Source organism: Streptomyces sp. SX-6 (genome assembly GCF_059089585.1).
The window spans coordinates 49,644-63,957 of sequence record NZ_JBTHHU010000039.1 but is presented as its reverse complement, the minus strand read 5'-3'; the positions used below and the strand labels follow the sequence as shown (position 1 = coordinate 63,957).

At 70.7% G+C, this 14,314-nt stretch carries 17 protein-coding genes; 9 read left to right on the top strand and 8 right to left on the bottom strand.

Going from position 1 to position 14,314, the window contains the following annotated elements:
- Positions 1-181: 181 nt before the first annotated feature.
- Together ACV530_RS31845 and ACV530_RS31840 are read left to right on the top strand one after the other, a co-directional pair.
- Positions 182-1,306 carry a pyridoxal-phosphate-dependent aminotransferase family protein gene (locus tag ACV530_RS31845; protein WP_494336151.1) on the top strand — a complete coding sequence of 375 codons (1,125 nt, stop codon included), beginning with the start codon at positions 182-184 and terminating at the stop codon, positions 1,304-1,306.
- Positions 1,307-1,477: 171 nt separating this feature from the next.
- Positions 1,478-2,248 carry a TetR/AcrR family transcriptional regulator gene (locus ACV530_RS31840; protein WP_494336150.1) on the top strand — a complete coding sequence of 257 codons (771 nt, stop codon included), beginning with the start codon at positions 1,478-1,480 and terminating at the stop codon, positions 2,246-2,248.
- On the opposite strand, the gene ACV530_RS31835 is transcribed toward ACV530_RS31840, so the two are convergent.
- Both ACV530_RS31835 and ACV530_RS31830 read right to left on the bottom strand, forming a co-directional pair.
- On the bottom strand, positions 2,232-2,684 hold the full coding sequence (locus tag ACV530_RS31835; RefSeq protein ID WP_494336149.1) for a GNAT family N-acetyltransferase: 453 nt from the start codon (positions 2,682-2,684) through the stop codon (positions 2,232-2,234). The two genes, ACV530_RS31840 and ACV530_RS31835, sit on opposite strands and share 17 nt — an antisense overlap.
- A 31-nt stretch (positions 2,685-2,715) precedes the next feature.
- Complete coding sequence (locus tag ACV530_RS31830; protein WP_494336148.1) at positions 2,716-3,177, bottom strand: MarR family winged helix-turn-helix transcriptional regulator; 462 nt, start codon at positions 3,175-3,177, stop codon at positions 2,716-2,718.
- A 198-nt stretch (positions 3,178-3,375) separates the two neighbouring features.
- Here ACV530_RS31830 and ACV530_RS31825 point away from each other — a divergent pair, with 198 nt between their 5' ends.
- From ACV530_RS31825 to ACV530_RS31815, 3 genes are all read left to right on the top strand, one after another.
- Positions 3,376-4,596: an MFS transporter gene (locus tag ACV530_RS31825; RefSeq protein WP_494336147.1), complete on the top strand. Its 1,221-nt coding sequence runs from the start codon at positions 3,376-3,378 to the stop codon at positions 4,594-4,596.
- A gap of 68 nt (positions 4,597-4,664) precedes the next feature.
- Positions 4,665-5,300 (top strand): HAD family hydrolase, encoded by a 636-nt coding sequence (locus tag ACV530_RS31820; protein ID WP_494336146.1) that lies wholly within the window; start codon positions 4,665-4,667, stop codon positions 5,298-5,300.
- Between the two features lie 202 nt (positions 5,301-5,502).
- Positions 5,503-6,891 (top strand): globin domain-containing protein, encoded by a 1,389-nt coding sequence (locus tag ACV530_RS31815; RefSeq protein WP_494336145.1) that lies wholly within the window; start codon positions 5,503-5,505, stop codon positions 6,889-6,891.
- 19 nt (positions 6,892-6,910) lie between these two features.
- Here the strand turns inward: ACV530_RS31815 and ACV530_RS31810 are convergent, their stop codons facing one another.
- Together ACV530_RS31810 and ACV530_RS31805 are read right to left on the bottom strand one after the other, a co-directional pair.
- Positions 6,911-7,408, bottom strand: coding sequence for an NUDIX hydrolase (locus ACV530_RS31810; RefSeq protein WP_494336144.1), 498 nt, complete (start codon positions 7,406-7,408; stop codon positions 6,911-6,913).
- 54 nt (positions 7,409-7,462) lie between these two features.
- Entirely contained in the window at positions 7,463-8,359 is an 897-nt protein-coding gene (locus ACV530_RS31805; RefSeq protein WP_494336143.1) for a LysR family transcriptional regulator, read from the bottom strand.
- A 246-nt stretch (positions 8,360-8,605) separates the two neighbouring features.
- Between ACV530_RS31805 and ACV530_RS31800 the strand changes: the two genes are divergently transcribed.
- Positions 8,606-8,851 (top strand): hypothetical protein, encoded by a 246-nt coding sequence (locus ACV530_RS31800; RefSeq protein WP_494336142.1) that lies wholly within the window; start codon positions 8,606-8,608, stop codon positions 8,849-8,851.
- Positions 8,852-8,885: 34 nt separating this feature from the next.
- Here the strand turns inward: ACV530_RS31800 and ACV530_RS31795 are convergent, their stop codons facing one another.
- Complete coding sequence (locus ACV530_RS31795; protein ID WP_494336141.1) at positions 8,886-9,272, bottom strand: phage holin family protein; 387 nt, start codon at positions 9,270-9,272, stop codon at positions 8,886-8,888.
- 81 nt (positions 9,273-9,353) lie between these two features.
- Between ACV530_RS31795 and ACV530_RS31790 the strand changes: the two genes are divergently transcribed.
- The 3 genes from ACV530_RS31790 (at position 9,354) to ACV530_RS31780 (ending at position 10,917) form a co-directional block, all read left to right on the top strand.
- The gene (locus ACV530_RS31790; RefSeq protein ID WP_494336140.1) at positions 9,354-9,671 is read left to right on the top strand and encodes a cupin domain-containing protein; all 318 of its coding nucleotides are present in this window, start codon (positions 9,354-9,356) and stop codon (positions 9,669-9,671) included.
- 165 nt (positions 9,672-9,836) lie between these two features.
- Complete coding sequence (locus tag ACV530_RS31785; RefSeq protein ID WP_494336139.1) at positions 9,837-10,058, top strand: DUF5326 family protein; 222 nt, start codon at positions 9,837-9,839, stop codon at positions 10,056-10,058.
- A gap of 412 nt (positions 10,059-10,470) precedes the next feature.
- Positions 10,471-10,917 (top strand): SsgA family sporulation/cell division regulator, encoded by a 447-nt coding sequence (locus ACV530_RS31780; protein WP_494336138.1) that lies wholly within the window; start codon positions 10,471-10,473, stop codon positions 10,915-10,917.
- Here the strand turns inward: ACV530_RS31780 and ACV530_RS31775 are convergent.
- From ACV530_RS31775 to ACV530_RS31765, 3 genes are all read right to left on the bottom strand, one after another.
- Positions 10,914-12,482 (bottom strand): SPFH domain-containing protein, encoded by a 1,569-nt coding sequence (locus ACV530_RS31775; protein WP_494336137.1) that lies wholly within the window; start codon positions 12,480-12,482, stop codon positions 10,914-10,916. The two genes, ACV530_RS31780 and ACV530_RS31775, sit on opposite strands and share 4 nt — an antisense overlap.
- An 88-nt stretch (positions 12,483-12,570) precedes the next feature.
- On the bottom strand, positions 12,571-12,777 hold the full coding sequence (locus ACV530_RS31770; RefSeq protein ID WP_494336136.1) for an NfeD C-terminal domain-containing protein: 207 nt from the start codon (positions 12,775-12,777) through the stop codon (positions 12,571-12,573).
- Between the two features lie 36 nt (positions 12,778-12,813).
- On the bottom strand, positions 12,814-14,145 hold the full coding sequence (locus ACV530_RS31765) for a YibE/F family protein (protein ID WP_494336135.1): 1,332 nt from the start codon (positions 14,143-14,145) through the stop codon (positions 12,814-12,816).
- Positions 14,146-14,314: the final 169 nt, after the last annotated feature.

Genomic DNA, 14,314 nt, shown 5'->3' with positions numbered 1-14,314 from the left:
CCCCCGTCCCCCCCCCCCTCTCTTCTCGGTGGCCCCCCCCCCCCGGGCCCCCGAAACTGCGCTGCGCGCGGTTGAGGACGAGCGGCGAAGCCGCGACAAGCGGGGTCTGGGGCGGAGCCCCGGGAGACGGTGAGAGGGCGGGTCCGGGGCACAACTCCCCGCCCCCGGAAGGCCCCGCACCGTGACCACATCCGTACCGCCCCTCCTCGACCTGCCCGCGCTCAGCGCCCCGCACTTCGCCCGCATCGAGGACAAGATCGCCGCACTGATGCGGACCCGCGAGACCGTCATCGCGACGCAGGGCGAGGCGCTGCTGCCGCTGGAGGCGTGCATCCGTTCCGCCGTACGCCCCGGCAGCACCGCGCTCAACGTCGTCACGGGCCCCTACGGGGAGACGTTCGGCGGATGGCTGCGCGCCTGCGGCGCCGAAGTGGTCACCGTCGAGGCACCGTTCAGCGGGGCGGCGGGCCCGGAGCGGATCGCGGAGGCGCTGCGCGCGAACCCCGCGATCGACTTCGTCAGCCTCGTCCACGCGGAGGCGGCCACCGGCAACACCAACCCCGTCGCGGAGATCGGTGCCGTGGTCCGTGAGCACGGCGCGCTGCTGATGCTCGACGCGGTCGCCTCCGTCGCCGCGGAACCGCTGCTCACCGACGACTGGGGCGTCGACCTCTGCGTCATCGGCGGGCAGAAGGCGATGGCCGGACCGGCAGGCGTGTCGGCGGTCTCGGTCAGCGCCCGCGCGTGGGAGCGGATCGCCGCCAACGAGCAGGCGCCGCGCCGCTCGTACCTCTCGCTCCTGGACTGGAAGGAGCGCTGGCTCGACGGCGGGCGCACCGTACTGCCGCACGCCCCGGCCCAGCTGGAGATGCTGGCCCTGGAACAGGCGGCCGACCGCATCGAGGAGGCCGGCCTGGACGCCGTCATCGCCCGGCACCGCGCCGCCCGCGACGCGACGCGCGCGGGCGTACGGGCGCTGGGCGGCCTGGCCCCGTACGTCGTGCGGGACGAGGACGCCGCACCGGTCGCCACCACGCTGCGCGCCCCCGACGGCGTCGACGCGCGGGAGATCGTCAGGGCGGCCCTGGCCGTCGACGGTTCCGTGCCCGTGCAGGCGGCGGGCGGTGCGCTCGCCAAGGAGATGATCCGGGTCAACCACTACGGGACGGCCGCGGACCGTGCGGTCGTGCTCGCCTCGCTGGCGGCGCTCGCCGAGGCCCTGCGCAGGCTGGGCGTCCCGGCGGCCGGGGCGGACGCGGCCCTGGAGGCGGCGGGTGTCGCCTGGGACGCGGTGATCGCCGGCTGAGCCGCGGCAGGCCTTCCCGGGCCGTGCCCAGTGCCCTTCGCACTGGGCACGGCCTTTTTCGTCTTTGCCCGCATTCATGCGTAATGTCGTGCCGCCGGTCCGCCTCCACCAGGCCCGATAGAATCGGAACTCCCAGCCCGGTTGGACCATCACGCCCGGAGGACCCTGCACATGGCGCGGAAAGCCGGCCCGAACGCGCCGCGGCGTGCTCCCGAACCCATCCGGGCGGACGCCCGCCGCAACAGGGCACTCGTGCTCGAGGCGGCCCGATCCGCCTTCGGGGAAGCCGGGTTGGCGGTGCCGCTCGATGAGATCGCCCGTCGTGCGGGCGTCGGCGCGGGGACGGTCTACCGCCATTTCCCGTCCAAGGAAGCCCTGTTCAGGGCAACAGTCGTGGACCGCGTACGGCTTTTCACCGACACCGCACGGGAGTTGGCGTATGCCGCCGACCCCGGAGCGGTGTTCTTCCGATACCTGACGGCGGTCGTACGCCTGTCGGCACGCAACAAGGGCCTCTGTGATGCCCTGGAGGCGAGCGCCGAGGGCCGGTTCGAGCCGTCGCCGGCGGTCGAGCGGGACTTCCGCGACGCGCTGTCCGTCCTGCTCGCCAGAGCCCAACAGGCCACTGCCGTACGGAAGGACGTGACTATCGACGACGTGATGGCCCTGCTGCTGGGCTGTCTGTCGATGGAGCAGCGGCGCGGTCCGGGGACGGCGCCGGGGAGGCTGACGGCCCTGGCGTGCGACAGCCTCCGTCCGGGGCGGTCCGTAACGGAACTCCCCGCTCTTCCGGCGGCAAGACGTAACGAAACGGGCTGCGGGGTGTGCGGCGGGCCGGTCCCCGCCGCCCGTACGGGCCGGCCCGCCCGGTACTGCGGTGGCGCCTGCCGGCAGAAGGCGCACCGCGCGCGGGCCCGGGCCCGGCTTACAGCTGGTACTTAAAGCCGAGGTGTGACGCCTCGAAGCCCAGCCGCTCGTAGAAGCGGTGCGCGTCCACGCGCGTGGCGTCCGAGGTGAGTTGCACCAGCGCGCAGCCCTCGCGGCGCGCGGTGTCGATGGCCCACTGGATGAGCTGCGTGCCCAGGCCGCTGCCCCGTTCGTCGGCGTGGATGCGCACCGCTTCGACGAGCGCGCGTCTGGCCCCGCGCCGGGACAGGCCCGGTATGACGGTGAGGTGCAGGGTGCCGATGGGGCGGCCCTCGCGGACGGCGACCACCAGGTGCTGATGGGGGTCGCGGTCCAGCTCCTCGAAGGCGGCGCGGTAGGGGGCCAGGTCGCCCGGGGACTCGCGCCGGGAGCCGAGCGGGTCGTCGGCCAGCATGGCCACGATGGCGGGGATGTCGTCGGCGGTCGCGCGCCGGATCTCGAGGTCGCTCATGACCCGGACCCTAATTGCTCAACGCCCCTGTTTACGAGGCTGGAACGAGGGATTCCACAGCGGCCACGAGCGGCGCCAACTCCGCGCGGCGCGAGGCCTCCTGGAGTGCCTCGCGCAGAGCGGTGTCGTTGGTCGGCCGGGCCTCGTCGAGGAGGGCGAGGCCCGCGGGAGTGACGTCGGTGTAGATGCCGCGGCGGTCGGTGAGGCAGAGGTAGCGGGTCAGCAGTCCGCGGTCCTCCAGCCGGTTGACCAGTCGCGTCGTGGCGCTCTGGCTGAGGACGACCGCGTCGGCGACCTCGTTCATGCGCAGGTGGCCGCCCTCGCCGTTGTGCTGCCTGCTGAGGACGTCCATGACGCTGAACTCGCGCACGCTCAGGCCGTGCCGGGACTGCAGTGCCCGTTCGATGTGCGCCTCGAGCCGGCCGTGCAGCGCGGACAGCGCGCACCAGCCCTGGGCGAGGCCCCTCGGAGCGGGGTCCGGAGTGCGGGACATGGGACGGCTCCTTCGGCCGGCTGGTCGGCTGATCGGCGCGGGTGCGTACGGGTGTGTGTACGGGCCCAGCGTAGCCCTTCGGCGCAATAGCCCGCGCTTGCAAATAAAGAGCGTGTGCAATTATTGTGGACGCCGTTAAAGCTCCTAAGCAACGAGAACCGCCGCGACCACGACTGAACGACTGAAGGACCTCCCCTCATGCCCCTCGCCCTGCTGGCGCTCGCCATCGGCGCCTTCGGTATCGGCACCACCGAGTTCGTGACGTCCGGCCTGCTCCCCGAGGTGGCGGACGAATTCGGCGTCTCCATTCCCACCGCCGGCTATCTGACCAGCGGATATGCGCTCGGCGTGGTCGTCGGCGCACCGATCCTCGCCATCGTCGGCCGCAGGGTCGAGCGCAAGCGCATGCTGACCGTCCTGATGGGGCTGTTCACCGTGGGCAACGCGCTCTCCGCCGTCGCCCCCGTCTTCGGGCTGGTGCTCGCCGGGCGCGTCATCGCCTCGCTCGCACACGGCGCGTTCTTCGGCATCGGCGCGATCGTCGCCGCCGGGCTCGTCGCGCCGCAGAAGAGGGCGAACGCGATCGCGCTGATGTTCAGCGGCCTGACGCTGTCCAACGTGGTGGGCGTACCGCCGGCCACCCTGCTCGGCCAGCAGGCGGGCTGGCGCGTCACGTTCGGCGTCATCGCCGGGCTCGGACTGCTCGCCATGCTGGGCATCGCCATGCTCGTCCCCCGCCAGGAGGTGCCCGAAGCGGTGCCGGTGCGCGGTGAGTTGGCGGCCTTCCGCAAGCCGCAGGTGCTGCTCGCGATGGCGATGACCGTCCTCGGGTTCGGCGGCGTCTTCACCATGAGCACCTACATCACGCCGATGATGACCGACGTCACCGGCTATGCGCCGGCCTCCGTCACCTGGCTGCTCGTCCTCTTCGGCGTCGGCATGTTCGTCAGCAACCTCATCAGCGGCCGGTTCACCGACCGCGCCCTGATGCCGATGCTCTGCATCGGCCTCGGCGGTCTCGCGCTCGCCCTCGCGCTGATGCCGCTCGCCGCGCACAGCAAGGTCGCCGCGGCCGTCGCCATCCCGCTGATCAGCGGCTTCGGCTTCGCGACCGTTCCGCCGCTGCAGAAGCGGGTCCTGGACCACACGGCGGACGCCCCGACGCTCGCCTCCGCCGTCAACATCGGCGCGTTCAACCTCGGCAATGCCATCGCGGCCTGGCTGGGCGGCCTGGTCATCGCGGGCGGCTTCGGCTACACCGCGCCCAACCTGGTCGGTGCCGCCATGGCGGCGGGTGCGCTCGGCCTCGCCCTGGTGTCCGCGGCACTCGAGCGGCGGACGACCGGGGGCAACAGCCCCATCGCGGCCCGCTCCACCGCCACTGCCACGGCGCAGGTGACGGTGACCGCCGAACGCTGAGCGTGTCCTGCTGCACAACTCCGGGTATTCAGGCGTACTCCTGTGCGAGTACGCCTACGCTCATGCCCATGAGCAGACTGCACTTGTTCGATCTCGACGGCACATTGATCCATGGCTCGGCAGCGGCCATCGAGATATCCCGGCGCCTCGGGGTGGAGTACGAAATCGACGAGCTGGAACGGGCCTTCGCGGCTGGCGAACTCACCCCGCCCGGCTTCGCGTTGGCCGCGTGCGAGCTGTGGGGAGAGAAGCTGACCGAGGCGGCCGTCGAGGGGGCGTTCGAGAACGCCCCCTGGCTGGACGGCATCAAGGATGTATGGGCCGACATCGCGGCACGGGGCGAGCGGTGCGCGGTCATCTCGCTGTCACCTGACTTCTTCGTCGAACGCCTCCTGGACTGGGGCGTCGGCACGGCCCACGGCTCCCGCTGGCCCGAACTCCCCTTCCGTGAACCGCTCGATCCCGCGGGCATCCTCAACCCCGAGGCGAAGGTGCGGATCACGGACGAGCTGTGCGAGGCGTACGGGCTGACCCGTGCGGACTGCGTCGCGTACGGCGACTCGATGTCCGACGCGAAGCTGTTCGCCGCCGTGCCGGTGTCGGTCGCGGTGAACGCGGACCATCATGTGCGCGACATCGCCACGCACTCCTACAACGGCCGTGACCTGCGCGGGGCTTATGCGCTGACCACCGGTCGACAGTGAAGTGACCGGGCCCCGACAGCTCACGAGTCGGCCACTCTAACCTCAAACCCCCCACCGTTGCGCCGGGTTCTGCACAACTCCCCCTGGCCCCGGGCAAGGGGTGGCATGCTGCGCGCACTGGAACACGCAACGGGGAATCGCGGGCACATCCGGACGCTGCCGGAGTGCCGAGACCGACCGAGATGTTCGAGGCGAGGATTCGATGGACGCTCCGAGCCGCGCGGCGGCCGAAGGCGGGAAGTCAGGCCACGGTGGGGGCGAATGGGCTTGGTTCGACCCACGGGAGAGGGAACGGCACGGACGGGAGGCGGGTGCGGAGGCGGGTGCGGAGGCCGGGCGCGGCCGGGAGGACACGGCGCACCGGCACCCGGCCGACGAGCCCGACGGCGAATCGTCTCTGCCGCACGCGCCGAAGAGCCCGGAGGAGAGCCCGGAGGAAGGCTCCGGCCACCCGGACGAACCCGTCCCGTCCCCCGACACCCTTCTCATACGCCGGACCATGACCGAGATCGAGCCCGTCGCCGACAAGGTCACCTCGTACTTCTACGCACTGCTCTTCCTCCGCAACCCCGGTCTGCGGTCGCTGTTTCCCCCCGCCATGGACGTCCAGCGCGACCGGCTGTTCAAGGCACTGCTCACCTCGGCCCAACTCGCCGACTATCCGCCCGCTCTCACCGACTACCTCTCCCAACTCTCCCGTGGCCACCGCAAGTACGGCACGCGGCCCGAGCACTATCCCGCCGTGGGCGAGGCCCTCATCGGCGCGCTCACCCGGTATGCGACGGAGACCTGGGACGAGGAGACGCAGGAGGCCTGGGTGCGTGTCTACACCGTCATCTCCCAGATCATGATCGACGCGGCGGCCGAGGACGAACTGCGCGCCCCGTCCTGGTGGCACGCCGAGATCGTCGCCCATGAGCTGCGCACGCCGGACGTCGCCGTCGTGACCGTACGGCCCGATCAGCCCTACCCCTTCCTCGCCGGGCAGTACACGAGCCTGGAAACCCCCTGGTGGCCGCGCATATGGCGGCACTACTCCTTCTCCTGCGCGCCCCGCCCGGACGGTCTGCTCTCCTTCCACGTCAAGGCCGTTCCGGCGGGCTGGGTCTCCCGTGCGCTGGTCCATCGCGCCCGCCCCGGCGATGTCCTGCGACTCGGCCCGCCCGCCGGTTCCATGATTGTGGACCACACCACTGACAACGGCCTGTTGTGCCTGGGCGGCGGCACCGGCATCGCCCCGATCAAGGCGCTCGTGGAGGACGTCGCGGAGCACGGCACCACCCGGCCGGTCGAGGTCTTCTACGGTGCGCGCCACGACGGCGACCTCTACGACATGGACAACATGCTGGAACTGGAACGGGCCCACACGTGGCTCTCGGTGCGCCCGGTCGTCTCGCATGGCCCGTCGCGCGGGCTGAGCGGCCAACTGCCGGGCATCATCCGGCAGTACGGGCCGTGGAACGCCTACGACGCCTATCTGTCCGGGCCGCCGGGGATGATCCGCAGCAGTGTGGACACGCTGGTCGGCATCGGCATGCCGTCCCACCGCATCCGGCACGACGCGATCGAGGAACTGCTCGCCACGAACTGAAGTGCCGTTCAAGCACCGTTCAGCCCAGATCGTCCGCGAGCAAAGCTCTGACGCCCTCGATATTGGCGGCGAGATAGGCACGCAGCGAGGGCGGCACGATCTCCACCGAGGCGATGCCCGCCCGGGTGAAGGGGACGCCGACCACCTCGTACGTCCCGCGCGGCTCGTCCACTTCGGGGCCGTGCCGCAGGGAGAGGTCCATGGAGACGAGCCGGCAGACGAAGAAGTGCTGGACCTTGACCCCATGAGCGGAATGGTGCGTGGAGTGCCAGACGGTGTCGACGAAGGCGGGGACCACGTCGACGACCTTGGCGCCGAGTTCCTCGTCCATCTCGCGGTGCAGGGCCGCGACGACGGTGTCGTCCTCGGGCTCGACACCCCCGCCGGGCGTGATCCAGTAGGGCGCCTCCCCCGGCTTGGTGCGTTTGATGAGGATCATCTCGAAGCCGCCGGAGGCCGGGTCACCGGCGAGCAGAATGGCGCGGGCGGTGCGTTTGACCACTGGTCGTACGGTCATAAGCCACATCTGCCGCGCATGGCGCCTGGTGAAACCCCCCTCTCACCATGAAACTCACCAGGAAACGGCCGCGCGCAGCAGCCACTCGTGCGCCCGCGCCAGATGCGGGAGGCCGAGCGTGCCGGTCCGTACGACCAGGAAGTAGGTGCGCAGCGGTGGCACCGGCGGGTTGAGGAGCGCCACCACTTCGCCGGTGTCGAGCGCGTCGGCGCACAGATAGCGGGGGAGCACCCCGATCCCGGCCCCGGCGGCCACGCAGGAGAGCACGGCGCGCAGATCGGGGGCGATGACGGTGCCGACGGCGACGGGCTTGGTGTCGAAGACCGCGGTCCAGTAGCGGGAGACGAAGGGCAGGCTCTCGTGGACCTCCACGACGGGGAGGTGTTCCAGGGCGCCGACGCCCTTGTCGCGCACGACCGCGGCGCCGCCGAGGCGCGCGGCCCAGCGCGGGGCGCCGATCAGGACGTGCTCCTCGTCGCAGAGCGGGGTGGCGGACAGCAGCCGTCCGCGCGGGCGCGAGGTGGTGATGGCGAGCTCGTGGTGGCCGGCGCCGAGGCCCTCGAAGAGGTCGTCGGCCATGCCGTGCGCGGCGCGCACGGTCAGCCCCTGGGCGATGAGCGGGGTGAGCGCCGGCAGTACGCGCAGGGCGGTGAACTCGGGCGGCCCCGCCAGGTGCAGGGTGCGGTGGGGCCACTGGTCGTCGAGTCCCGCCTCGGCGATCTCGAGGAGGGCGTCGAGGTGCGGGCCGAGTTTGTGGGCGAGTTCGTCGCCGTGGGTGGTGGGGACGACGCCGCGTGCCTTGCGCAGGAAGAGCGGGTGGCCCAGTTGCCGTTCGAGGGTGCGGATCTGGCCGGTGACGGCGGGCTGGGACAGCCCGAGGAGAGCGGCGGCCCGGGTGAAGGATCCCGCCCGGTGGACCGTGACGAACGTGCGCAAGAGGGTCAGATCCATGCCGTCTCCCCGGCTAGCCCGCCACCGACCGTAGAGGAACTATAAATAAGTCGATAGGGCTGTGTCGTCAGGGTGATTGGACACTGACGCAGAGTCAACTAGCCTGAGACGCGCGGCTCTTCCTTCGGGAGGGCCGGGGCGGCTCGAGCCAAGAGGGGGGAGGCTCGAGCCGTCCTTTCGTCTGCCCCGGCCCGGGCCGTGTGCACCTCGGTGCCGCCCCGCGTGTGCCCGTGGCAGTCTGGGCGCATGGATGAACACCCATGGCGCTCACCCGCCCTCCCGGGTGAGCCGCCCTACTACACGACCGATACCTGCGCCGGCTGCGGGGCGATCGTGCACGGCATTCACGGCCGGTGGACGTGTGCCGCGTGCGGCGCCTGCAGCCCGTACCAGGAGCCCCCGGAGGGCTGGTGCTCGGAGATCACCCCGGAGGAGCTGGCGGCCAACACCGTGGGCTACGACAAGCCGCCCGGCTCCCGCTCACAGGGATAGCGGTCGGTTCTTCTCGCGGTCGGTCTTTCCGTGGTCAGTCCTTCTCGTCGGGAAGGATCAGGTGCATCGCCCAGGCCACGATCGAGACGATGACGCCGCCGATGAGTGCGGTCCAGAAGTTCGCGACGTGGAAGTGGAGATGGAGCCTGCCCGCCACCCAGCTCGTCAGCAACAGCATCAACGCGTTGATCACCAGGGTGATCAGGCCGAGGGTGAGGATGAAGAGCGGCAGGGACAGGAACTTCACGATGGGCTTGACGACGAAGTTCACCACGCCGAAGACGAGCGCCACGGCGAAGAGCGTGACCGCCTTCTTCGCGGTCGTGTCCCCCGCGTGAGCCAGGGTGATGCCCTTGAGCAGCCAGACGGCGACTGCCAGGGCCGCCGCGTTGGCGATCGTCTTGACCACAAAATTCTTCATACGTGAGATCGTGGCAGACGGGACCGACAGGTGGGACGGGCGCGGACGGCCGAGCCGGCGCGCGGAAACGGAGACAGGCGCATGAGGGCGTTCCGGCTGGACGAGCTGGAGGCGGAGCGTGCCGCGAACAACGGCGCGTATCTGCAGTTCCTGCGGGAGCGGAACATGTCGGCCGGACTCTATGCGCTGGACGCGGGCGCCACGGACCCGCAGGGCCCGCACGAGCAGGACGAGGTGTACCTCGTGATGAGCGGCCGGGCGTCGATCACGGTCGGGTCGGAGACGACGGAGGTCGCGCGGGGCAGCGTGGTCTATGTACCGGCCGGGGAGACCCACCGGTTCCACCACATCAGCGAGGATCTCCGGGTTCTGGTGATCTTCTCTCCGCCTGAGGCCTGAGGGGCGCCCCCGGCATCCCGTAGGGGACCGTTCAGGGACCTACGAGGGGCGCGAGGCCCCCATCCGCCCCCTTGTCCGCCCTAGCATCGAGAGCAGGCCGGGGCACTTCGCCCCGGCGGTCCGTCCGTCAGTGATGTGCAAGCGAACCGGAGAGCAGGGGACGACATGGCCGAGAAGGGGATACTCGCGGGGCTGCCTTGGTGGGTGAAGTGGATCGTCTTGCCGGTCCTCGTCATCCTCGTGTTCGGCTCCTTGATCACCAGTGTGCTCGGATTCCTCATCAGCGTGGTCTTCAAGGTGCTGCTGCTGGTCGCGCTCATCGCCGGACTGATCTTCGTCTTCAAGAAGTTCACGTCGTCCTCGTCGTCGAAGGGCGGCGACTGGTAGGAGACGGCGGATGCGGGATGCCGGCGGTTTCCGGCGGCCTCGTCAACTCAACGAGGCAATGCGCGGGAGGTACTTCTCCCGTCAGCGGATTCCGCCGCTTCACCCCGCCACCGCGTGTGCGATGAGGGGGAGTCGCCCACTCCCGCGTCCGTCACGCGCGGTCCCAACCGGTCTTGCCGCAGTGGCCAGTTATCCGCTGTTGCGCTAGGCAGAATCAGGCGGAACGACTCCGCCCCGTAGTCGAGTCGCTACGCTCCAGAGTCAGTGAGCTCGTAAGCTCACTCTCGATCTCTATCGGTAACTGAAAAATCACTCCTTGTGATCCACGGGTCGTTGTTGTCAGACTATGGCGTCATTAGAGGGTCATGAGGATCCAATCCCGGCCAAACCGACGAAGACGGGGCATTGGGCGATGCGCGACACAGTTCAGGCAGAAGTGATCATGACGTTCCTCGTCTCCGAGGAGCTGTCCTTTCGTATCCCGGTGGAGCTGGGCTACGACAGCAGCGATCCCTACGCGGTGAAGTTCACCTTTCACCTGCCCGGCGACGCCCCGGTGACCTGGGCGTTCGCAAGGGAGTTGCTGCTCGACGGGCTGAGCCAGCCCTCCGGCGAGGGCGATGTGCACATCGCCCCCGCCTCCGCGCAGCATCTGTCGGACGTCTTCATCCGGCTGCAAGTGGGCGGCGAGGGTGCCCTGTTCCGGGCGGGCGCCGCACCCCTGGTGGCCTTCCTCGACCGGACCGACCGGATCGCGCCGCTCGGCGAGGAGCGCACGGTCGCCGACTTCGACTACGACCTGGCCGCGGCGCTCGACAACATCCTCGCAGGCAACACCGAGGGGCAGAACGCGGGTTAGCCCGCCATGGGTGCCCCGGCCTCCCCGGCGTCCTCCTCGACCGGCACCCGCTCGGCACGCGGGGCCGCAGCCGCGGACGCCGTGCCGCCGCCCCGGCCGTCGGCGCCATGGGCACCGCCCAGCGCCGTGCCCGGCCCGTCGGTGCCCATGGACGCGAGCAGCTGACGCGCCAGTCCCAGGCCCGTGCCTCCCATCGTGAGCGCCTTCGCGAACATCTCGGACATGCCGTCCGCACCGTTCAGCAGCACCATGTGGTCCACGTTGCCGAACGCCTGCGCCCCGGCGCGCACGATCTCCGGCCACTTCTCGGCCAGTTGCTGGGCGACGACGGCGTCCTGGTTCTCCGCGAGCGCCGCCGCACGTGCCTTGATCGCCTCGGCCTCGGCCAGTCCCTTGGCCTTGGCCGCCTCGGCCTCCGCGAGCCCCCTGGCCTTCGCGGCCTCGGCCGCGGCAAGACCCTTGGCCTGGGCGGCCGCCGCATCGGCCTGGCCCGTCGCGCGCGTGGTCTCCGCCGCCGCGTTGCCACGGGCCTTGGTGGCCTCCGCCTCGGCGGCCGCCGCCGTCTTCACCCGCGTCGCCTCGGCCGCGGCCGCCAGCTCCGTCTCCCGGGCCTTCGCCTGGGCGGCGGAGATCCGGGCGTCGCGCTCCGCCTCCGCGAGCGTGCGCTTCTCGTACGCCGCCGCGTCCGCGGGCTTGCGGACGTCCGCCTGGAGCTGCTGCTCCCGGCGCTGGGCGGCGAGTTCGGCGACACGCGTCTCCTGGACCACGACCTCCTGCTGGGCCGCCGCGTCCGCGAGCGGACCAGCCTGCCGCGCCTTGGCGGCGGCGCTGTCGCGCTCGGCCTGGTAACCGGCCTGGAGGATCTGGCTGTCGCGCTGTGCCTCCGCCATCCGGGCCGCGGCCTGCTGCTCGGCCTCGGTGGCCAGCCGGTCCGCCTCCGCCTGCGCGATGCGGGCGTCCCGCTGCACCGCGGCGGCGTGCGGCGCGGAGAGGTTCTTGATGTAGCCGGTCGGGTCCTGGATCTCGTGGATCTGCAACGAGTCGATGATCAGGCCCAGCTTCTCCATCTCCGTGCCCGAAGCCGACCGGGTCTCGCCCGTCAGCCGCTCACGGTCACGGATCATGTCCTCGACCGTGAGGCCGCCGACGATGGACCGCAGATGGCCCGCGAAGACGTTGTGCACCCGCTCGGCCATGTGCTTCTGCTGGTCGAGGAAGCGGCGGGCCGCGTTGGCGATCGACACGAAGTCGTCGCCGACCTTGAATATCACCACGCCATGGACTCTGAGCGGAATGCCCTGCTTTGTCACGCAATCCACGTTCAGCTCGGCCTCGTTGAGGTCGAGCGAGAGCTTGCGCACCGCCTGCACTCCGGGCAGCACGAGCGTGCCGCGCCCGGTGACGATCCTGAAGCCCATGCCCTCCCCGAGGCCCTCCGTCCGGTGCTTCGAACCGGAGATGACGAGCGCCTCGTTGGGCTCCGCGACCCGCCACATCAGCTTGAACAGGCCGATTGCGGCGGCAATGGCGACGACGATGATCCCCGCCACGATTCCGATGAACATGAGTCTGATCCCCCCTCCTTACCAAATCCCTTGGGGCAAAAGGTGCGTTACCCGGATATCCAGGTGAGTGCCGGCCGGGCGGCGAGGCTCACTCGGCGTCGTAGGCCCGCGTCACATACACCGTGCGCGGCGGCTGGTACTCGACGACCATGACGACCGTGCCGCGCTCCAGGCGTGCGCCGGGCTCGGCCGCGTACGCCAGGAAGGCCTCGGCGCCGCCCCGCACGCGGAGCATCACCTCACCGACCAGCCCGGGGCCCACCGACCCGGTGACTCTGCCCAGTTCGCCCACCATCACGACTCCCCCCGTCCGCCGCCGGGCACCGCGCCGTCACTTCGCGCGGCGCCGCCTTCCGCCCCTGGCTCTTGCCCTGCCCCTTGCCCCGACCTGGGACTCCGTACTCGCATTGTGACGGTCGGCACTGACAACGAGCGCCGCCAGGGCGGTCGTCACCGGCACCGAGAGCACCAGGCCGATGCTGCCGACCAGGGTACGGACGATCTCCTCCGCGACGATCTCGCTCGTCGCCACCGTCCCGACCCCGCTGTCGGCGACCGAGAACAGCAGCATCAGCGGCAGCGACGCACCCGCGTACGCCATCACGAGCGTATTGACGACCGAGGCGATGTGATCCCGGCCGATCCGCATGGCCGCACCGTACAGTTTGCGCCAACTCGCGTGCGGGTCGGCGTCCTTCAGCTCCCACACCGCCGACGTCTGCGTCACGGTCACGTCGTCGAGCACGCCCAGCGAGCCGATGATGACTCCCGCGAGCAGCAGGCCCTTGGTGTCGATCCTCGGGAAGAGGCCGTGGATCAGGCCGCTCTGGTCGTCCGTGTTGCCCGTCAGATGCGCCCAGTCGATGAACAGCGAGCCGAACAGCCCGATGACCATCAGCGAGGTGAGCGTCCCCAGCACGGCCACGGACGTACGGGCGTTGAGGCCGTGGCACATGTAGAGCGCGATCAGCATGATCGCACTGCCGCCGACCACGGCGACCAGCAGCGGATCCGAACCCTGGAGGACGGCGGGGAGGATGAACAGCGTCAGCAGCCCGAAACTGATCACCAGGGCCGCCAGGGCGAACACCCCGCGCAGCCGGCCGATGACCACCACCGCCAGCGCGAACACCCCGGCGAGCAGCGCCATCGGGATGTCGCGGTCCACGTCCGTGACCGAATAGCGCAGATTCTCGGGCGCCTTGGGCGCGTACGCCAGGACGACCTTCTGGCCCACCGAGTAACGGCGCGAGGCGTCCGGCTGCACGATCTCGGTGAACGTACGGCCCTTGTCGGGACCCGAGGTGACCTCCACGGTCGCCTTCTCGCACGGCCCCTGCGGCGGGTCCCCCGGACCCTGCTGCGTGGCGGGCCGGGCGCCCACGGCGGCGCAGTCCTTCTCCTCCACGCCCACCACCCGCCCCGCCCGGGTCTGCTGGTCGAGGCCCAGCCCGGTGTGCTGATGCGGCGGCGCGGAGCCCGGCCACAGGACGAACAACCCGACGGCCACCGCACCGGCGAACGGGATCAGCACGGCGGCGATCACCTTGCGCAGATGCGACGAGACGGGAGCGGCCGGACCGTGGCCATGGGCATGGGAGTGGCCGTGCGAGTGGCCGTGCGAGTGGGAACGGTCACGGGGAACGGGGTCGGTGCGGGTCACCGCGGCATCATCGCAAGCCCCCCTGGCCCTCCGCCCCGGGGAGGCGCTAGCGTGGTGCCACCTTTGCAATCGCGGGAGCTCGGAGCACCGGGCTGAGAGGGCGCTGACCTCCGTACGCACCGTACGGAAGCCGCTGCGTCGACCGCCGAACCTGTTACCGGGTAATGCC